This is a genomic window from Shimia sp. CNT1-13L.2 (genome assembly GCF_024331145.1).
Taxonomy (GTDB): Bacteria; Pseudomonadota; Alphaproteobacteria; order Rhodobacterales; family Rhodobacteraceae; genus Shimia.
This window is the reverse complement of sequence record NZ_JANDJO010000011.1, coordinates 27,003-45,646: the sequence shown is the minus strand read 5'-3', so window position 1 is coordinate 45,646 and position 18,644 is coordinate 27,003. Positions and strand designations below refer to the sequence as shown.

Genomic DNA, 18,644 nt, shown 5'->3' with positions numbered 1-18,644 from the left:
GTTATGCCCGGGTCTCTTTCATAAAATCTCCGTGTCGGGAGGCGTGGTGCCTCGCGTGTGGCCTTAGGTAGGTTCTGATCGGAGAGCCGTCAATGCGCGTGGGATCTTCCACGGGCGAGTGTTGCCCGTTTCCCCCCGCCGGCGGCGGGAAGTGCGGACCCTCACCGATGGTCCGCATTCCGTTTCAATGATGCCGCTGCCCGGGGCGCGAGGGTTACTCGGCCTTGGGCTGGATGCGGTTGACGTGGCCCATCTTGCGGCCTGCCTTGACCTCTTCCTTGCCGTAGAGGTGAAGGGCGCAGTTGCCGTCCTTGAGAAGTTGCGGCACCTGGTCCATGTCATCGCCGATCAGGTTCAGCATGACCACATCGTTGTGGCGTTGGCCGTCACCGAGGGGCAGGCCGGTCACGGCGCGGATGTGTTGTTCGAACTGGTCGATGGCACAGCCGTTCTGGGTCCAGTGGCCGGAATTGTGAACGCGCGGGGCGATCTCGTTCACGATCAGGCCCTGTGGTGTCACGAAGAGTTCGACCCCCATGACGCCGACGTATTGCAGCTCGTTCAGGATGCGGGCGGCCAGAAGCACGGCGTCCATGCGTTGCGAGGCGGTCAGGGTGGCGGGCACGGTGGTGGTGTGCAGGATGCCGTCGCGGTGGACGTTCTCGCCCGGATCAAAGCAGGCCACGTCGCCCGAGAGGCCACGGGCGGCAATCACCGACACTTCGTGCGAGAAATCGACAAACCCTTCGAGGATCGCGGGCGCACCGGCCATGTCGGTGAAGGCCTGTTCGATGTCATCGGCGGTCTTGATGCGGGCCTGACCCTTGCCGTCATAGCCGAAGCGGCGGGTCTTGAGGATCGCGGGCATGCCGATGGTGTCGATGGCGGCCTTGAGATCATCCAGCGTGTCGACGGCGGCAAAGGGGGCGGTCTTGAGGCCCAGCCCTTGCAGGAATTCCTTTTCGACAAGGCGGTCCTGGCTGACGCGCAGGGCCTCGCGGCCGGGGCGGATCGGCTTGTGGGCCTCGAGCGCGTCAAGCGCGGCGGTGGGGATGTTCTCGAATTCGTAGGTGATGACGTCGACGCTGTCGGCGAAGGCCAGAAGGCTTTCGGTGTCGTCATAGGGGGCGCGGGTCACGGCGTCGGCGACATGCGAGGCGGGCGGGTTCATGCCCGGTTCAAACACGTGGCACTTGTAGCCGAGGCGCGAGGCGGCAACCGAGAGCATGCGGCCAAGCTGGCCACCGCCGAGAATGCCGATGGTGGCACCGGGGAGAAGGGGATCAGTCATCTTGCGGTTCATCCGGGATCGAGGCGGAGAGGGCATCGCGCCAGGCGTCGAGACGCTCGGCCAGGGCAGGATCTTGCAGGGCGAGGATGCCGGCGGCCATCAGGCCCGCATTCGAGGCACCCGCAGCACCAATCGCCATGGTGGCAACCGGAAAGCCCTTGGGCATCTGGACGATGGAATACAGGCTGTCGACACCGGAAAGGGCGCGGGTCTGGACGGGAACGCCGACCACGGGCACGCGGGTTTTAGACGCCATCATGCCCGGCAGGTGCGCCGCACCGCCGGCACCGGCGATGATGACCTGAAGGCCACGGCCCGCGGCCTCTTTGCCATAGGTCCACAGACGATCGGGGGTGCGGTGGGCCGACACGATCTTTTTCTCGTAGGCAATCCCCAGTTCGTCGAGGATATCTGCCGCAAGTTTCATGGTGGGCCAGTCGGACTGGCTGCCCATGATGATTCCAACCTTGATGTCTGTCATGATGGTCTCCGCCTTAGGAGTTTTGCCTTATAGAGAAAGCTGCGGGTTTCGCAATTGCCGATGACGGGGCGAAAGGCCGCAAAAGAAGGGGGACAGCGCCGTTTTGCGTAGGATCAGGCGATGATGTCGGGGGTCAGGCGATCCTCGATCTTGGCGATGATGTCCTTGAGGCGCAGTTTCTGCTTTTTCAGGCGCTGGATCGTGAGCTGATCGCCGGTGCCGCGTTCGACAAGGGCGTGGATGGCATCGTCGAGATCGCGGTGTTCCTGCTTGAAAACCTCCAGCTCGACCCTCAGTACGTCATCGGTTTTCATCGACAGGTCACGGGGGGCATTCATTGCGGGGGATTCCCTTGCTTATTGGTGCCTAAATCATAGCGTTTCGAGTGGGTTGTGCAAAGCCCTTGCAGTTGTCGGCGGGCTTTCCCATATTCAGTGTTAACGGGTCGCCGCAACGGGGCCCGCGAAGTAGGACTGTCGCTTGACTGTAAGGACGTGTCGATGACGAAAATGAGCTTGGGTTCTTACCCGCACATGTTGGGTTTCGAGCAACTGGAACGCCTTTTGGAACGCACCGCGAAAACCGGTAACGAAGGCTATCCCCCTTATAATATTGAACAAACGTCGGATTATTCCTACCGCATCACCCTTGCGGTGGCGGGGTTCCGCGAGGAAGATCTTTCGATCACCGTTGAAGATCGCCAGTTGGTGATCCGGGGCCGTCAGACCGATGACGGGGCAGACCGCGTGTTCCTGCACCGTGGAATCGCTGCGCGTCAGTTCCAGCGGTCTTTCGTGCTGGCCGATGGTGTCGACGTGGGGGAGGCCGCGATGGAGAACGGCCTTTTGCACATCGACCTGACCCGGTCACGCCCCGAGACGATCGTTCAGACCATCCAGATCAACAAGGGGTAAGCCGATGCACAGCACTTATGATTTCGGCCCGGAGGTCGAAGACCGCCTTGTCTATGTCCGCGAGGTGGCCGTGGCGGACCTGCCGGAAGACCTTCAGGAGCAGGCTGAGGGGGCGGATGTTCTCTATGCGGTTTGCGCTGCGAGTGACGGGGAACGGCTGGCGCTGGTGAAGGAGCGCAAGCTGGCCTTCATCCTTGCGCGCCAGAACGACTATGCGCCGGTAACGGTGCACTAGGCGTTTTCGCGCTTTAGACCTTACCCATAATCGTGGCTTGTCAGCGGCGGCATGTGTCCGGTGCTGGGGTTAAGCTTATAACCAGATGCCGTGTTCCTGCTGGAAGTACAGACAGCAGGCGCGGTCGGCCTGTTCCCGGTCTGCGCCGTCGATGACGGCCTTGTAGAGCGGGGCCGAGTCATGGGCGGTGGTGCAGTCGGGGCCGCCGCGCAGGTTTGCGGGAACCCAAATCGGAGTGCCCGCCTTGGCCAACATGCCCGACAGCCAGATGTCATCCACCGCCCAGTAGACCGGTGGGATGTCGAACACGTCATCGTCGAAGAACTCGGGGCGGACCAGAACGCCGCCGTAGCCCTGGAAGAAGTCGCGGTAGCCTCCGGTTTTGATGTGGCGGAAGTGCGGTGGCTCGGGGCCGAGTTTCTTGAAGAGGCCCATGTGCCAGAGCAGCATTTCCTTCCAGTGTGACAGGGCGGTGAGCTTGTCGCGAGCAACGGCACGGGGCTGGTGGGCGCGGAGCATCCGGCTTTCCACCAGCCAGTTGTTCACCTCGAAGGCGACGGGTGCGATGGCGGCGTCGGGGTGGGTGGCACGGGCGTCCAGCAGGCTTTGCGCCCAGTCCGGCGGGTACAGGCGATCATCGTCGCAGAACAGGATTTCACAGTCCTGACCGCGGAATTCGCGGACCGCGTGCAGCACCTTGCTGGCAGGGCCGAAATCTTCGTCGACGCGGCGGATCTCGATGCCATCGGGCACGTCGGGCAGGCGGCCGTCGTAATCGGGGAAGCGCCGGTAGGTTTTGGGGATGTAGAGCAGGATGTGATCAATCTGGGCCTCTTGCGCGAGGAGGCAGTCCAGTGTCGGGCGGAGGTGATCGAAACGGGGCGGAATGGTGGTGAGGGTAATGACCCGCATATGGGCGCTCCGTTGGAAGGTATTTCGACAGTTATGACAGGGAAAATGAAGTGATGCCCGAAAAAAGAGAACGCGCCAAATTGGCGCGTTCTACAGGTTGTTTATGCAGCGCGGATTATTGCGCGGCGATCAGGCCCATGCTTTCCAGCTTGAGGATCACCTGGTGGGCGCAGTTGTCCACGTCTGTGCCTTCGGTCTCGATGCGCAGTTCCGGGTTGGCGGGAACGTCATAGGGGTCCGAGATACCGGTGAATTCCTTGATCTTGCCTTCGCGCGCCAGCTTGTAGAGGCCTTTGCGGTCGCGGCGTTCACATTCCTCGATGGTGGTTGCAACGTGCACCTCGACGAAGGCACCGAAGGCTTCGATGTCTTCACGTACCGCGCGGCGGGTGGTGGCGTAGGGTGCGATCGGGGCACAGATGGCGATACCGCCGTTCTTGGTGATTTCCGATGCAACATAGCCGATGCGGCGGATGTTGAGGTCGCGGTGCTCTTTCGAGAAGCCGAGTTCCGACGACAGGTTCTTACGAACCAGGTCACCGTCGAGCAGGGTTACCGGACGGCCACCCATTTCCATCAGCTTGACCATGAGGGCGTTGGCGATGGTGGATTTGCCCGAACCGGAGAAACCGGTGAAGAAGACGGTGAAGCCCTGCTGCGAGCGCGGCGGCTTGGTCTTGCGCAGTTCCTTGACCACCTCGGGGAAGGAGAACCACTCGGGGATTTCCAGACCTTCGGCCAGACGGCGGCGCAGTTCGGTGCCCGAGATGTTCAGGATGGTGACGTTGTCACGATCTTCGATCTCGTCGTTGGGTTCGTACTGGGCGCGTTCCTGAACGTAGACCATGTGCTTGAAGTCGACCATTTCGATGCCGATTTCTTCGGCGTTGGCGCGGAACAGGTCCTGTGCGTCGTAGGGGCCGTAGAAATCTTCGCCCTGGCTGTTTTTGCCCGGGCCTGCGTGGTCGCGACCGATGATGATGTGGGTACAGCCGTGGTTCTTACGGATGATACCGTGCCAGACGGCTTCGCGCGGGCCGGCCATACGCATCGCCAGGTTCAGCAGCGACATGGTGGTGGTCGACTGCGGGTACTTGTCGAGAACCGCCTCGTAGCAGCGCACGCGGGTGAAGTGGTCAACGTCGCCCGGTTTGGTCATGCCGACAACCGGGTGGATCAGCAGGTTGGCTTCTGCTTCTTTCGCGGCGCGGAAGGTCAGTTCCTGGTGCGCGCGGTGCAGCGGGTTGCGGGTTTGGAACGCAACAACCTTGCGCCAGCCCAGCTTGCGGAAGTAGGCGCGAAGTTCGTTCGGGGTGTCGCGACGGGCGCGGAAGTCATAGTGCACGGGCTGTTGGATGCCGGTGACCGGGCCGCCGAGGTAGATCTTGCCAGCCTGGTTGTGCAGGTAGTTGACGGCGGGGTGTGCATCGTCGTCGGCACCGAAGACTTTTTCGGCTTCCAGCGACTTGTTGGGTTCCCAGCGGTCGGTGACGGTCATGGTGGCGAGGATCACGCCTTCCTGGTCACGCAGGGCGATGTCCTGGCCGATTTCCAGCGAGGCGGCGAAATCTTCGGAAACGTCGAGGGTGATCGGCATCGGCCACAGCTGGCCGTCTGCGAGACGCATGTTTTCGACAACGCCGTTGTAGTCTGCTTCCGACAGGAAGCCCTTGAGCGGGTTGAAGCCGCCGTTCATCAGCAGTTCGAGGTCGCAGATCTGGCGCGGGGTCAGGTCATGGCTGACCAGATCGGCCGCTTCGACCTTGAGTTTCTGGGCGCTCTCGTAGGAGACGTAGAGCTCGGGGATGGGAGCCAGGTTGTTTTGCATTGGATGGGTCCTGTGTTTGATAGGGGCCAGGCCGCTAGCCGTGCCAGTGAGTTCCGCGTGCAAGGCGTTGTATTCCTCGAGTTTGCGGGCAAGGAATTGGTCTGTGAGCCGCACTTTTTCCTTCGCCCCCCGCGAGGTCAGGGAGTAGGCGAAACGTTGTCGTTTGTCCGGGCCTGCGCGTTCACTAATGGTGATCAGCCCTGCATCTGCCGTGGTGCGTAAAAGCGCGTTCAGGCGACCAAGCGAAACCCCGAGTGCCGAAGATGTGGCCCGCTGCGAAGCGTCCGGCGCGGTATCAAGCTGGCGCAGGAGGCGGAAGAGCAGGTCTTCTTCTTCAAAATTGGGTTTGGTCATCTGGGACGACATAAGAAACGACTCTAAGTGTGTTCACGCGTGAACGCATCGCACGAAATGGTCTTTGAGGGAAGCACAATCTCGGGTGGTGGGCAGAAAAATGCCGCCGTTGCATTGCTGCAACGCAGCGCGAGCGGCATGCCCGCGTTTCAAGGTTTTTTGCGTATTACGAGAGCGTCCGGCAGGGTGCTTGCCTGAACAACCGGCAGAGCATCGACCGGGTGGGAGACGCCGCGCAACGTGAGCGCGGTCAGCGTCAGCCCCTCGAGAGGGATATTTGCGGCGCGCAGCAGATCGGCGGAGACCAGGAGTTCGACACCCAGTTCCTTGGTCTGTCCCTCAAGGCGGCTGGCGGTATTGACGGTGTCGCCAATGATGGTGCGCGGGGCGTTGTCGGCGGCGCCGATTTCCCCGAGGACAAGATCGCCGAGGTGGAGGCCGATGCCGATTTTCAGCGGGTCCGCGCCTTCGGTGGCGAGCACCTTGTTGAAGGTTTCGAGCGCCGCGCCGATGCCCTGTGCCGCGGAAAGGGCGGCCCTGGCCGAGTCTTCTGGGCTGTCCTGTTCGAAGATCGCAAGCAGCCCGTCGCCGAGGTATTTGTCGATCGTGCCGCCGGCGCCGGTGATCGACGGCACGATGGCATCGAAGAAACGGTTCAGAAGGAAAACCACGTCGTAGGGCAATTGGCCTGCCGTACGCGCTGTAAAACCGCGCATGTCGAGGAAGAGGAGCGCGAGGACCTTTTCTTCGCCAAGGGCGTCGTGGGCGCGTTGACGGTTGCTGTCGGGGCGGAAGACGCGCAGGACGGTGGCCGGGGTTGTCGGGCGAATCTGGCAGGCGAGACGGGCGTTTGGCGGCGCGCTGACGGCGGCGAGCGAGGCCTGTTCCTGGGGTGAGGGCGGATGCAAAAGGTCTGCGCCCTGTTCGACCACAACGCGGCAGGTGGTGCAGCGGCCGCGGCCGCCGCATTGCGCCATGTGCGGGATGCCGTTTGCACGCGACATTTCCAGAAGCGTCATGCCGCGTTCGCCGCTGATCTCGGGGCCGTCGATGTAGCTGACCCTTACGGACCGGCGTGCGGTGGCGAACTTGCGGATGGCGAAGATTGCGGCGGTGAGGCCGAGGATGGCCCAGAGCGCGAGGTCGCCTTTCTGCGTGATGTCGAGCAATCGGGCGAAGGCCTCGGGGGTGGGCCAATTGTAGGTGGTCGCAAGCTCTGCGAAGGTGTCGGCGTCGAAGAAGCGGGCCCGTTGCTGGCGGCCCTGCACCATGAAACCGGCAAGGGCAAAGGCGGGGATCAGCGTTGCAAGGCCGATCCAGAGCGGCACGAGGCGTCGCCACCAGTCCGTGATACGCAACCACATGTGCAGGCCGATGCAGGCATGGACCCACGTTACCAGAACAAGGATCGCCTGCGTGCGTCCGGACGGGGTGGCCCAGATCAGGCCGGTGACATAGCCCATGCGATCATTGAGATCGAAAAGCTGGTGCGCGACACGGGTGTGCACGAAGTGTGTCATCAGCAGGAACGGGATGGCGAGGCCGAGAAGGATTTGCAGGCCTTCGTGCAGCGGCATCTGAAGGGTGCGGCGACGGGCCAGACGGTAGAGGGCGAGGCCGGCGTGTGTCAGCAGGGCGGTATAGAGCAGGAGGCCGCCGGGGCCGGACCGGGTGATCAGCTGACGGGCGTCCTGAAACCGCTCCATGAGATCGAGCGAGAACAGGCCGAGGCCGACGTTGATCAGGTGAAAGAGGACATAGGCAAACAGCACCAGCCCCGAGGCAATGCGCAGTTTCGCTGTCCAAGTTCCGTGCCAGAGTCTGTTCACGCGCGGCTCCTTTGCTTTGGGAAAGGTGGCCTGTGGCGGCGACTGGGTCAAGGCGCGGAGGCTGTGCGGGGGTGCACAAAGGTGGCCTGCCGCCAAGGCGACAGGCCGGAGGTCTGGTTATTCCTGTTCGGCCAGGAAACGTTCGGCGTCGAGCGCGGCCATGCAGCCCATGCCGGCCGAGGTCACGGCCTGGCGGTACTTGTGGTCGGTCAGGTCGCCAGCGGCAAAAACGCCGGGGATCGAGGTCTCGGTGGTGCCGGGTTTGACGGTGACATAGCCGCCGTTGTGCAACTCGAGAACATCCTTGACCAACTCGTTGGCAGGGGCGTGGCCGATGGCGACGAAGACACCCTTGGCCGGGATGTCGGTGATCTCGCCGGTTTTCACGTTCTTGACCTTGACGCCTTCAACGCCAAGCGGGGTGTCAGTGCCGTAGACTTCGTCGAGTTCATGGAACCAGAGTGGTTCGATTTTCTCGTTCTTGAACAGGCGGTCCTGAAGGATTTTTTCAGCGCGCAGCTCGTCACGGCGGTGGATCAAGGTGACCTTGGAGGCGAAGTTGGTGAGGAACAGCGCCTCTTCGACAGCGGTGTTGCCGCCGCCGATGACCACGATTTCCTGACCGCGATAGAAGAAACCGTCACAGGTGGCGCAGGCAGAGACGCCGAAGCCCTTGAACTTTTCTTCCGACTCAAGGCCCAGCCATTTGGCGCGCGCACCGGTGCAAAGGATCACCGCGTCGGCGGTGTAGATCGTGCCGCTGTCGCCCTTGGCGGTGAAGGGGCGTGCGGAGGTGTCGAGTTCGGTGATGATGTCGCCGATGATCTCGCAGCCCATGGCGGCGGCGTGTTCCTGCATCTTGATCATCAGGTCGGGACCCTGGACCTCGGTGAAACCCGGATAGTTCTCGACCTCGGTGGTGGTGGTCAGCTGGCCGCCCGGCTCGATCCCCTGCACGAGGATCGGGTTCAGCATGGCGCGGCTTGCGTAGACGCCCGCGGTATAGCCTGCGGGGCCCGAACCGATGATCAGAACCTTGGTGTGTTTCGTTTCCGCCATGGGGCACCTTTCGAATTGCAGCAAATGTCAGGGACCGGATATAGCCATCGATGGCCCGCGCGAAAACCCCGTGAGGGGGCAAAAGGACGTGTGTTCAAAATCTTGGCATCTGCTGGAAACAGGTGCAATCTTATGTTGCGCTAACGCGAAACAATATTGCGCGTCCTGTATGCGGTGTTATAAGAACCGCAAATTCCACAGGGAAAGACTCAGTATGCCCGGCACCCGGCTTGATCCGATTGACCGCAAAATCCTGGCCGAATTGCAGGCCGATGGTCGTATGACCAACGTTGAACTGGCAAAACGCGTGGGAATTTCGGCTCCGCCTTGCCTGCGCCGTGTGCGCACCCTTGAAGAGGCGGGCTTTATTCGCGGCTATCACGCGGATGTGGACGCGCGCGAATTGGGCTTTGAGGTTCAGGTTTTTGCGATGGTGGGGCTGGTGAGCCAGGCCGAAGCCGACCTGTCGGCCTTTGAAGAGCGCTGCCGCAACTGGTCGCTTGTGCGGGAGTGCCACATGCTGAACGGTGAGGTGGATTTCATCCTGAAATGCGTGGCACCCGACCTGTCGACCTTCCAGAGCTTTCTGACGGAAGACCTTCTCAAGGCGGACAACGTGGCAAGTGTGAAAACCTCGCTGGTCATTCGCGGTGCCAAGGATGAACCGGGCGTGCCGTTCGACGTGCTTGAAGAGCGTCTGAACCGCGAGGCGTGAGCCACACCTGAAGGTAGAAATGCAAAGAGGGCCGCGTCGGATGTTCCGCGCGGCCCTCTTTGCGTGTGAAATGCGGCGATTTACGCGGCTTGTTTTTCTTCGATCAGGTCAAGGCCTTTGCGCTTGGCGATGAATGCGGCGCGACGGGCACCACGGGCCCAAGGCATTGCCGGGACGTCCTGCTTGGCAGCTGCGACGATGGATTGGGTGAAACGTGCATTCTTGCGCATGTGTTTGCTCCTTGGGTTTGTGTTCGATCTGGTGAACACTCTGTTTCCTGCCTTGCCCCTAATGTCGCCGCGAATTGGGGCAGGGATGGGGCAGGAAAGGTCAGATTCTAGGAAAATACGCGGAAGATTTTCGGGCAGGGGATCACAGACGGATGGTCGAGATCAGGCGGCCATAGTCGGCTTCGCCGGCGTGGGTGGTGCGGCGGTACGAGAAGAAGCGGTCGGGATCGGAATAGGTGCAGTGGCGGGTCCATTCGGCATCGCGCACGCCGGCCCTGTGCAGGCGGTGCAGGCCGTAAGCCGGCAGGTCGAACATCATCCGGTCGTCCTTGCCGCCGATGAAGAAGCGGCTGTTGTCCACGTCTTCGGCGAGGAAATCGTCGAGGAACTCGGGGCCGACCTCGTAGGCGCGCTGGCTGATCGAGGGGCCAATCACGGCGATGGTGTTGCCGCGTTTCGCGCCGATGCTTTCCATCGCGTCGAGCGTGGCTTCGAGCACGCCATCAAGGGCACCGCGCCATCCGGCATGGGCCGCGCCGACGACACCGGCCTGCGGGTCGGCAAAGAGGACGGGCTGGCAATCGGCGGTGAGGATACCAAGGATCACGCCGGGGGTGCGGGTGACCATGGCGTCGGCCTTGGGGCGATCCCCGGTATGGGGCTCTTCGATCACCACGACATCGGCGGAATGGACCTGATGCACGGTGGCGAGTTGGTCGAGGTGAGTGTCCATCGCCTCGGCCACGCGGGTGCGGTTGATGTGGACGATTTCCGCCTGATCGCTGCTGCCGGTGCCGCAGTTCAGGCCATGGAATACGCCGGACGAGGCCCCGCCCTTGCGGGTGAAGAAGCCGTGGCGCAGGGGCGCCAATGCGTCGGATGTCAGGATCTCGAGCGTCATGTTTCACATCCCGGCGGTGGTGGTTTGCCCTTGGGAAAGAGGGCGAGGACTTTGAACAGGTTTCCCATTTCATGCGGGTGCGTCAAGCGGCGATGCGCGGCGATGTGTGACTCGAGCGCGGCGTCGCTGAGGCGGGCGGCGAGGGTCTGGGCGCGTTGCGTGATGCCAAGGCGTTCGAGGAAAACCCCCTGTGCGGTCAGGCGGCTATGGGCCGAGGGGGTGGCGTTGGCGAGGGCTTCGAAATCGACGTGGGTGGTGAGGTCGGCCATGCCGGGGCTGTCGAGCGGGTCAACGGGTTCGTGGGCAGAAAGCGCCTGAAGCGTGTCGCCGAGCGAGCGCCAGTCACCGTAGTCGATGATGAGGGCGGTGCCGCCGTGGGTTTCGATTCGGGCGCCGATGGCCTGGATGATTGGTGCGGCGGCGGGGCAGAATTCGATGAGATCGCCGTCTTTCGTGTCCTCAAGGCGATGGACCAGCGCGGGGTGCGGGGCAGGTTTGCCAAGGCCCCATGCGAGGCTGTCGTTTTCGCTGCCGACCATGCGTTCGGACCATGCGGGGCCGGTGCGGATGAACTGGCGCACGGGCAGGGCATCGAAGAACTCGTTGGCCATAAAGAACAGCGGCTGATCCTCGGGCAGGGTGGTGATGCTGTCGTGCCATGTGGGCGCGTCGCCCAGCAGCGCGCGTTGTTTGGCGCGCAGGGTGGGCGAGGCTTCGATCAGGTGGACCTCTGCGGCCTCGGTAAATCCGGGAACGGCGCGGGTGGCGCGCAGGATGTCGGCCATCAGGGTACCACGGCCCGGTCCTGCTTCGGCTAATGTGAAGGGGGCGGGGCGGCCCTGATCCAGCCAGGACTGGGCCAGACAGAGGCCGATCATCTCGCCAAACATCTGCGAGATTTCGGGGGCGGTGGTGAAATCGCCTTCGGCCCCAAGCGGATCGCGGGTGGCATAGTAGCCGTGGTCCGGGTGCAGGAGGCATTCGGCCATGTAGTCAGACAGCGACATGGGGCCGGTCTGGGCGATGCGGCCAAGAAGGATGGTTTTCAGATCAGCCATTGCGTGCTTTCCGCACGAGCCAGAGGCCGAGGAGGATCATCGGGATCGAGAGGATCTGGCCCATGGTGAGGCCATAGCCGCCGATATGAAGGGCAAGGCCGAGCGGGTTGCCTTCAGAAATGAACTGGGCGTCGGGCTGGCGGGCGAATTCCACGAGGAAGCGGGCAAGGCCGTAGCCGGCAAAGAAGGTGCCGGCAATGGTGCCGGGGCGCTGGAGGGCTTGGCGGCGCCAAGCCAGCCAGATCAGGACGGCGCCAAGGATCAGGCCTTCGAGCAGGGCTTCGTAGAGTTGCGAGGGGTGGCGGGCGCAGATTTCGCCGAGGGCCTGTCCGCAGTCCTGTGCGCCATAGCCGGGAAAGGCCACGGCCCAGGGCAGATCGGTGGGACGGCCCCAGAGTTCGGCGTTGATGAAGTTGGCGATACGTCCGAGCAGAAGGCCCGCCGGAACGCCAAGGGCCATTGCGTCGGCCAGAGGCAGACGCGCGACAGACTCTTTGCGCGACCACATCCACGCGGCGATGATGACACCGAGAAGGCCGCCGTGGAAGGCCATGCCACCCTGCCAGACCATCGGGATTTCGGCGGGGTTCGCGAGGTAATAGCCGGGTTTGTAGAACAGCACATACCCGAGGCGGCCACCGGCGATGACCCCCAGAATGACCCATGTCAGCAGGTCTTCGCACTGGCGCACGGTCATCGGTGCACCGTGCGGCCCCCAGAGGTGTGAACGGTTCAGGGCCATGACAACCAGCCGCCAGCCCAGCACGATCCCGACGATATAGGCCATCGCGTACCAGCGCAGGGCCAGTTCCATGCCAAAGAGGGACACCGAGAAAATCTCGGGCGACAGGTCGGGGAAGGGGATCGTGGCGCGCATGGCCCCTGTTGGCCATGGGCACGCGACGAAGTCAACCATTGTGCAGCGGCAGAATGCACCCCATATAGAGGCCAACAGAAATGCCGGAGACTCACATGCAGACCCGCAACAAGATCATGGATGATATTTCGCAGCTGATGACCAACGCGATGGGCGTTGCACAGGGCGCGAAGGACGAAGCAGAGAACGCGATGAAATCGCTGATGGACCGCTGGCTGGCGGAACGCGATTTCGTGACCCGCGAGGAATTCGACGCGGTGCGCGCGATGGCCCAGAAGGCCCGCGAGGAAAACGAGGCCCTGAAGGCCCGTCTCGAGGCACTTGAGAACAAGTGATCGGATGAGGGCCGGTGTGCGCCGGCCCGATCCCCTGATTTCGCGCGAAGGCGGGCGGGATTCGCCCGTGGTGCGAAGAACAAAGCGCCCTGTCCTTGGGAAGGGCGCTGTATTTCCCCAAAATTTTCGAAAAACCTTGCTGGCGCGGCGCAGGTCTTCTGCGTCAGGCATGAAACTGTGACTGTTTCTTGTGTCTTCCCAAGTTTAATCCACAACAAATTGCGTTATCCACAAATATTTTGCTTTACAGGTCACCCCTTGGCACAGCACCATATCTGGTAAGGGGAGGCGGTATGTACCCTTTCCCTAGAGCAGGCACCAATCGCTTGGGGAGCTGCCAATCCTCGGGCGCAACAAAGAAAGAGGTGGCGCCATGGCATTGTCAGAAGATTTCCTTGAGGAAGACATTCACCCGATTGATATCGTCGAGCATATCGCGGAGCATCACGACTGGAGCTTTGACCGGCTTGGGGATGACCAGATTGCCATGGCGGTTGAAGGGCAGTGGCGGACGTATTCGATCACGCTGGCGTGGTCGGACTATGACGAGACCCTGAGGCTTGTGTGTTCCTTCGAGATGGAACCGCCAGAGGGCAGCGAGCCCAAGCTTTACGAGGCGCTGAACGCGGTGAACGACCAGTGCTGGGCCGGGGCCTTTACCTATTGGGCGCAGCAGCAGCTGATGATCTTCCGCTATGGCCTCGTGCTGGCGGGTGGCCAGGTGGCGAGTCCCGATCAGATCGACACGATGATCCGCGTGGCCGTGATGAGCGCAGAGCGTTTCTATCCGGCGTTCCAGCTTGTGGTCTGGGGAGATCGGACCGTTGAAGACGCGATGCAGGTCGCCATTGCAGAGGCCTACGGGCGCGCGTAACACTTCCGCCTGAGACAATCAGGGGGATTTCATGGATATGAGTTTTGTCGCGGAACGGGGACTCGTTCTGCTTGGGTGTGGCAAGATGGGATCGGCCATGCTGGAGGGGTGGCTCAAGGACGGGCTGCCGGCATCCTCGGTCTGGGTGCAGGATCCCTATCCGAGCGACTGGGTTCAGGCGTCGGGTGTGCATGTGAATGTTGAATTGCCCGCACAGCCCGCGATTGTTCTGGTTGCCGTCAAACCGCAGATTATGGCCGAGGCGCTGCCGGTGTTGCAGCCGATGGGCAATGGCGAGACGCTTTTCGTGTCGGTCGCGGCGGGGATTGGCATTGCGCATTACGAAGAGGTTCTGGGCGCGGACACGCCGGTGATCCGGGCGATGCCGAATACGCCAGCGGCGGTGGGCAAGGGAATCACCGCGATCATCGGCAACACCAGGGCCGCCGCGGCGCAGATGGATCTGGCGCAGAGCCTTCTGGAGGCGGTCGGCCAGGTGGTGCGGCTTGAGAGCGAAGGGCAGATGGATGCGGTGACCGGCGTGAGCGGGTCTGGTCCGGCTTATGTGTTCCACATGATCGAGACGCTGGCGGCTGCGGGCGAAGCGCAGGGGCTTGCGCCGGAGCTGGCGATGGCGCTGGCAAAGGCGACGGTGGCGGGGGCAGGGGCCCTGGCCGAAAGCGCGGATGAAACCCCGGCGCAGTTGCGCGTGAACGTGACCTCGCCCAACGGGACAACGCAGGCGGGGCTTGAAGTGTTGATGGATGATGCGGCAGGATTGCCGCCATTGATGGTGAAAACCGTGGCCGCGGCTGCGGAGCGAAGTAGAGAGTTGGCCAATGGCTGAGATTGAATTCGACGATTTTCTTAAAGTGGATATTCGCGTCGGCACTGTGGTGCGCGCCGAACCTTACCCCGAGGCGCGCAAACCGGCGATCAAGGTCTGGGTCGATTTCGGCCCCGAGATCGGCGAGCGCAAAAGCTCGGCCCAGATCACGCAGCATTATGATCCCGAAGCCCTTATTGGAAAGCAGGTCATGGCGGTGGTGAATTTCCCGCCGCGCCAGATTGGCAAGTTCATGTCCGAAATCCTTGTTCTGGGCTTTCAGGATGAAGAGGGCAATGTGGTATTGGCCGGCCCGGACAAGCCGGTGCCGAACGGGGGGCGGATGCATTGAAACGCCTTTATATCACACGGCCCCTTCCAGAGCGGGTGATCGAGGTTGCACGCGGCACATGGGATGTGTCGGTGCGCCAGTCGAACCGTCCGCTGAACGACGAAGAGTTGCGCCGCTGTCTGCGCGATTTCGATGCTGTCCTGCCGACGCTGGGCGATATGTTCTCGGCCTCGGTGTTTGCCGACGTGCCGGAGCCGCGGTGCAAGGTGCTTGCCAACTTTGGGGTTGGGTACAACCACATCGACGTGGCGGCGGCCAACAAGGCCGGCATCGCGGTAAGCAATACGCCTGGCGCGGTGACCGATGCCACGGCGGATGTGGCGCTGACCTTGATGCTGATGTGCGCGCGGCGTGCCGGTGAAGGCGAGCGGCTGGTACGCTCTGGTCAGTGGGAGGGATGGCATCCCACCCAAATGCTGGGCATGCATATGTCGGGCAAGACCGTGGGGATCGTTGGCATGGGACGGATCGGACAGGCGATTGCCCAGCGGTGCTATTTCGGGTTCGGCATGAAGGTGAAGTATTTCAACCGCTCGCCCAAATCGATGGAGTTCGATGCGCAGCAGGTCGAGGATCTGGCGGACCTTGCGCATCACGTCGACTTCCTTGTTACGGCTGTTCCGGGCGGGGCGGAGACCCGCAACCTGATCGGGGCGAAGGTGTTCGACGCGATGCACAGGGATGCCTATTTCATCAACATCGCCCGCGGGGATGTCGTGGACGAGCCTGCGCTGATCCATGCCCTGCAGACCAAGGCGATTGGTGGCGCGGGTCTTGATGTTTACGCAAAGGAACCCGAGGTGCCCGAGGCCCTGCGGTTGATGGAAAACGTTGTCCTGTTGCCACACCTTGGCACGGCGGCTTTGGAGGTGCGCACCAACATGGGGATGATGGCGGTCGAGAACCTTCAGGCCTTTGCTGATGGGCGCAGGATGCCCAATCAGGTGTAAGCGGGATCAGTCCGGTTTCGGCAGGTCGCCCATGGCTTCGCGCCAGTGGCGGCGGCACAGCGAGACATAGGTTTCATTGCCGCCGATCTGGACCTGTGCGCCGTCGCGGAGCACGTTTCCGTCTTCGTCCTGTCGCACCACCATCGTGGCTTTTTTCCCGCAGTGGCAGATGGTGCGGACTTCGCGCATTTCATCGGCCAGAGCGAGGAGCGCGGCGGAGCCGGGGAACAGCTTGCCCTGAAAGTCGACGCGCAGGCCATAGCACATGATGGGGACGCGCAGATCGTCGACGGCGCGGGCCAGCTGCCAGACCTGTTCTTCTTCCAGGAATTGCGCTTCGTCTATGAAAACACAGGCAATTTCGCCTTGAGACTGGCGTGCTTCGATCTTTTGGTAGAGGTCTTGGCCGGGCGCGAAGGTATCGGCTTCGGCGCTGATGCCGATGCGCGATGCGATCTTGCCAACCCCCTCGCGATTGTCGAATTGCGCTGTCAGCAGATAGGTGTCCATGCCGCGTTCACGGTAGTTGTGGGACGCTTGCAGAAGCACCGTCGATTTGCCGGCGTTCATGGTGGAATACTGGAAATAGAGTTTGGCCATGGACAGGTTGATAGGCCGGGGGGCGGGAGAGTCGCAAGAGGGTTGAAGCAGGTTCTGGCCCCCGGGGGAAAAGGGACCGGAAGCCGCCAGATATGGCCGCTCCGGTTTCGTCGGATTCCCTTAACCGGCCTTCCACGAGACAGGGTCTCTGGGGATGGATGAAAGGCCAAACTTGTTACCAACCGACGAACCGTCTCCGCTGGATGGATGCGCGGAAAGACGTCCCCCAATCCCAATCACTGTTTCCGAGGGGCAGTGACCGGACGTCCCGGTTTGTGACGGAACACTTTACAAATGACATTTTGTTAATAAGCCTTTAAGGGGAAACGAATTGTCTAATTCCCCGAAAGGGGATCACATGTTGTTGGGGGACATGAGTATGGGTGCAGTAGGTTCCTACCTGAAGAAACATTCCGAGGCGCTGGTCAAGGACGTGGGCATTGAAGCGGCCTGTGAACTGACCGGAAAGTCGAAGGCCACCTTAGGACGCTACTATTCGCACAACCCCGAACACTTAGACCGTTTCATGCCCATCGATGCCGTGGCGCACCTGGAAGAGGCGGCGTCGTATCCGCATGTCACGGCGGCTCTGGCCGAGTTGAAGGGCATCACCCTGTCTTACGATGACAGGCGCCGCAACAGTGATGATCGCAGCGGCGGTGTGAATGCCGATGTGATCGCGCTGAGCCAGCGGTTTGCGATCCTGATGGCGGAATACAGCCAGTCGATCGAGGACGGCATCATCACCATGAACGAGGCCAAGCGTCTGCTGAAGGAAACCGTGGCGCTGCAACAGGTGCTTTTGGACATGAAGCTGCACCTCGAAGAAGAAACCACCTGAGCATGGCTGGGGGGGAGGCAGGACGGCGTCCGCTTGTGGCGGCTGAATCCTATACCCCCGAAATCCTGCGTGATTTCCTGACGGACCTGGAAAACACCCGCCATACGTCTGACGTGTGGCGGTTGATCGTTGAGTTGGGAATCCAGCTTAACCTGCCTTACGTGGATCTGATCTCGGCAAGCAGCTATTCGAACTGGAAGAAAACCCAGTTCATCCGCACGTCCTATGATTCCAGCTGGCTGAATTCGATCAATGCCGATCCCGATCTGGCCAAGTGGTCTTATTTCCGCAGTCACGCCATGCATTTTCTGACTCCCATCGCCGTGGGTGTCGAGTTTGCCGAGGACTATCGTCATATTCCCCATGGGCGCTACAAGGTGTTGCAAGAGGCAGCGCGGCGCGGTCTGAGGTCTGGGTTCTCCATTCCGCTCAGGGTTCATGCCCCGCCACAGGCGGCACTGATCACCTTTTCGGGCAATCATTCGAAACGCGAGATGGAGCAGATTATCCGCATGCATGGCTGGACCCTGCATGCTGCGGCCCTGTCGGGGCACCAGCGTTACATGACCCATTTCGCCGGCGAGTTTTCGGAGCGCAACAAGATCACCGAGAAGCAGCGCGAGTTGCTGCGGATGATCGGCACGGGGCTTCAGGACAAGGTGATTGCCGAGGAACTTGGGGTTTCGGTGTCCGCGGTGCGGCAGCGGATGAACAATATTCTGAAAAAGACGGGGCTTTCGAACCGGTCTGAGTTGGCGGCGTTGGCGATGAGCATGGGCATTCTGCCCGATCCGCTGTCTCGTCAGGATGAAGCCCAGGCGATCCGGGTCGAGATGGGGTTGCCGGGGCGTTCGGGGGATACGATTCGTATTCGCACAAGAAATTAGGGTGCCTCCTGGGGAGACACCCTTGCTTAGGTGAAAAAAGATCTTCTCACGGAAAACCGGACGCATCAAGAATACTACGCCCGATCTACTGCACGGGATGCACAGCAGGGGAAGGTGGTCTGCACCCTTGGATTGATGCGGCCGCGACCAGTCTGGGGAACCGGTTTTGGCGAGGTGCCTACCGAGAATTAGAGTATCTACAGTGGCGCCATTTGTAAGTATGGGAAACCGCACCTAGGGGTGAAATTATACTGTCAATTTCGACAGGTTTTGCAGGCAGCCCTACAAATATTGA

22 protein-coding genes are annotated in these 18,644 nt (G+C 61.6%); 10 read left to right on the top strand and 12 right to left on the bottom strand.

Going from position 1 to position 18,644, the window contains the following annotated elements; all coding sequences use genetic code 11:
* Positions 1–214: 214 nt before the first annotated feature.
* From NNA36_RS17540 to NNA36_RS17530, 3 genes are all read right to left on the bottom strand, one after another.
* The gene (locus NNA36_RS17540; RefSeq protein ID WP_255109434.1) at positions 215–1,291 is read right to left on the bottom strand and encodes a 5-(carboxyamino)imidazole ribonucleotide synthase; all 1,077 of its coding nucleotides are present in this window, start codon (positions 1,289–1,291) and stop codon (positions 215–217) included.
* Positions 1,284–1,772 carry a 5-(carboxyamino)imidazole ribonucleotide mutase gene (gene purE / locus NNA36_RS17535; protein ID WP_255109432.1) on the bottom strand — a complete coding sequence of 163 codons (489 nt, stop codon included), beginning with the start codon at positions 1,770–1,772 and terminating at the stop codon, positions 1,284–1,286. The genes NNA36_RS17540 and purE overlap by 8 nt, the downstream gene beginning before the upstream one ends.
* Positions 1,773–1,885: 113 nt before the next feature.
* Complete coding sequence (locus NNA36_RS17530) at positions 1,886–2,110, bottom strand: YdcH family protein (protein ID WP_255109430.1); 225 nt, start codon at positions 2,108–2,110, stop codon at positions 1,886–1,888.
* A 162-nt stretch (positions 2,111–2,272) separates the two neighbouring features.
* On the opposite strand from NNA36_RS17530, the gene NNA36_RS17525 reads away from it, so the two are divergent.
* Together NNA36_RS17525 and NNA36_RS17520 are read left to right on the top strand one after the other, a co-directional pair.
* Positions 2,273–2,686 carry an Hsp20 family protein gene (locus NNA36_RS17525; protein WP_255109428.1) on the top strand — a complete coding sequence of 138 codons (414 nt, stop codon included), beginning with the start codon at positions 2,273–2,275 and terminating at the stop codon, positions 2,684–2,686.
* A 4-nt stretch (positions 2,687–2,690) separates the two neighbouring features.
* Positions 2,691–2,921, top strand: coding sequence for a DUF1150 family protein (locus NNA36_RS17520; RefSeq protein ID WP_255109426.1), 231 nt, complete (start codon positions 2,691–2,693; stop codon positions 2,919–2,921).
* A gap of 75 nt (positions 2,922–2,996) precedes the next feature.
* Here the strand turns inward: NNA36_RS17520 and NNA36_RS17515 are convergent, their stop codons facing one another.
* From NNA36_RS17515 to trxB, 4 genes are all read right to left on the bottom strand, one after another.
* A complete protein-coding gene (locus NNA36_RS17515) occupies positions 2,997–3,833 on the bottom strand; it encodes a glycosyltransferase family A protein (protein ID WP_255109424.1) in 837 nt (278 codons plus the stop codon).
* A 115-nt stretch (positions 3,834–3,948) separates the two neighbouring features.
* Positions 3,949–6,027 (bottom strand): bifunctional sulfate adenylyltransferase/adenylylsulfate kinase, encoded by a 2,079-nt coding sequence (locus tag NNA36_RS17510; RefSeq protein WP_255109422.1) that lies wholly within the window; start codon positions 6,025–6,027, stop codon positions 3,949–3,951.
* A 137-nt stretch (positions 6,028–6,164) separates the two neighbouring features.
* Positions 6,165–7,844: an adenylate/guanylate cyclase domain-containing protein gene (locus NNA36_RS17505; RefSeq protein WP_255109420.1), complete on the bottom strand. Its 1,680-nt coding sequence runs from the start codon at positions 7,842–7,844 to the stop codon at positions 6,165–6,167.
* A 117-nt stretch (positions 7,845–7,961) separates the two neighbouring features.
* The gene (trxB, locus tag NNA36_RS17500; protein ID WP_255109418.1) at positions 7,962–8,903 is read right to left on the bottom strand and encodes a thioredoxin-disulfide reductase; all 942 of its coding nucleotides are present in this window, start codon (positions 8,901–8,903) and stop codon (positions 7,962–7,964) included.
* Between the two features lie 214 nt (positions 8,904–9,117).
* On the opposite strand from trxB, the gene NNA36_RS17495 reads away from it, so the two are divergent.
* Positions 9,118–9,618, top strand: a complete 501-nt coding sequence (locus NNA36_RS17495; protein ID WP_255109416.1) for an Lrp/AsnC family transcriptional regulator — start codon at positions 9,118–9,120, stop codon at positions 9,616–9,618.
* 80 nt (positions 9,619–9,698) lie between these two features.
* Here NNA36_RS17495 and NNA36_RS17490 read toward each other — a convergent pair whose 3' ends face one another.
* From NNA36_RS17490 to lgt, 4 genes are all read right to left on the bottom strand, one after another.
* Positions 9,699–9,848, bottom strand: a complete 150-nt coding sequence (locus NNA36_RS17490; protein ID WP_255109414.1) for a hypothetical protein — start codon at positions 9,846–9,848, stop codon at positions 9,699–9,701.
* A gap of 142 nt (positions 9,849–9,990) precedes the next feature.
* Positions 9,991–10,749 carry a peptidoglycan editing factor PgeF gene (pgeF, locus tag NNA36_RS17485; protein ID WP_255109412.1) on the bottom strand — a complete coding sequence of 253 codons (759 nt, stop codon included), beginning with the start codon at positions 10,747–10,749 and terminating at the stop codon, positions 9,991–9,993.
* Positions 10,746–11,807: a class I SAM-dependent methyltransferase gene (locus tag NNA36_RS17480; RefSeq protein ID WP_255109410.1), complete on the bottom strand. Its 1,062-nt coding sequence runs from the start codon at positions 11,805–11,807 to the stop codon at positions 10,746–10,748. Before NNA36_RS17480 ends, pgeF begins: the two co-directional genes overlap by 4 nt.
* Positions 11,800–12,684, bottom strand: coding sequence for a prolipoprotein diacylglyceryl transferase (lgt, locus tag NNA36_RS17475; protein ID WP_255109408.1), 885 nt, complete (start codon positions 12,682–12,684; stop codon positions 11,800–11,802). The genes NNA36_RS17480 and lgt overlap by 8 nt, the downstream gene beginning before the upstream one ends.
* Positions 12,685–12,779: 95 nt before the next feature.
* On the opposite strand from lgt, the gene NNA36_RS17470 reads away from it, so the two are divergent.
* The 5 genes from NNA36_RS17470 (at position 12,780) to NNA36_RS17450 (ending at position 16,021) form a co-directional block, all read left to right on the top strand.
* The gene (locus NNA36_RS17470) at positions 12,780–13,019 is read left to right on the top strand and encodes an accessory factor UbiK family protein (RefSeq protein WP_255109406.1); all 240 of its coding nucleotides are present in this window, start codon (positions 12,780–12,782) and stop codon (positions 13,017–13,019) included.
* A gap of 373 nt (positions 13,020–13,392) precedes the next feature.
* On the top strand, positions 13,393–13,893 hold the full coding sequence (locus NNA36_RS17465) for a YbjN domain-containing protein (RefSeq protein ID WP_255109404.1): 501 nt from the start codon (positions 13,393–13,395) through the stop codon (positions 13,891–13,893).
* A 31-nt stretch (positions 13,894–13,924) separates the two neighbouring features.
* Positions 13,925–14,740, top strand: coding sequence for a pyrroline-5-carboxylate reductase (gene proC, locus NNA36_RS17460; protein WP_255109403.1), 816 nt, complete (start codon positions 13,925–13,927; stop codon positions 14,738–14,740).
* On the top strand, positions 14,733–15,071 hold the full coding sequence (locus tag NNA36_RS17455) for a tRNA-binding protein (RefSeq protein WP_255109402.1): 339 nt from the start codon (positions 14,733–14,735) through the stop codon (positions 15,069–15,071). Before proC ends, NNA36_RS17455 begins: the two co-directional genes overlap by 8 nt.
* Positions 15,068–16,021 carry a D-glycerate dehydrogenase gene (locus NNA36_RS17450; protein ID WP_255109400.1) on the top strand — a complete coding sequence of 318 codons (954 nt, stop codon included), beginning with the start codon at positions 15,068–15,070 and terminating at the stop codon, positions 16,019–16,021. Before NNA36_RS17455 ends, NNA36_RS17450 begins: the two co-directional genes overlap by 4 nt.
* 6 nt (positions 16,022–16,027) lie before the next feature.
* Here NNA36_RS17450 and NNA36_RS17445 read toward each other — a convergent pair whose 3' ends face one another.
* A complete protein-coding gene (locus NNA36_RS17445; RefSeq protein ID WP_255109398.1) occupies positions 16,028–16,621 on the bottom strand; it encodes a thymidine kinase in 594 nt (197 codons plus the stop codon).
* A 379-nt stretch (positions 16,622–17,000) separates the two neighbouring features.
* On the opposite strand from NNA36_RS17445, the gene NNA36_RS17440 reads away from it, so the two are divergent.
* Positions 17,001–17,462, top strand: a complete 462-nt coding sequence (locus tag NNA36_RS17440) for a hypothetical protein (protein WP_255109396.1) — start codon at positions 17,001–17,003, stop codon at positions 17,460–17,462.
* A gap of 2 nt (positions 17,463–17,464) precedes the next feature.
* Positions 17,465–18,349: a LuxR C-terminal-related transcriptional regulator gene (locus NNA36_RS17435; RefSeq protein WP_255109394.1), complete on the top strand. Its 885-nt coding sequence runs from the start codon at positions 17,465–17,467 to the stop codon at positions 18,347–18,349.
* Positions 18,350–18,644 lie beyond the last annotated feature (295 nt).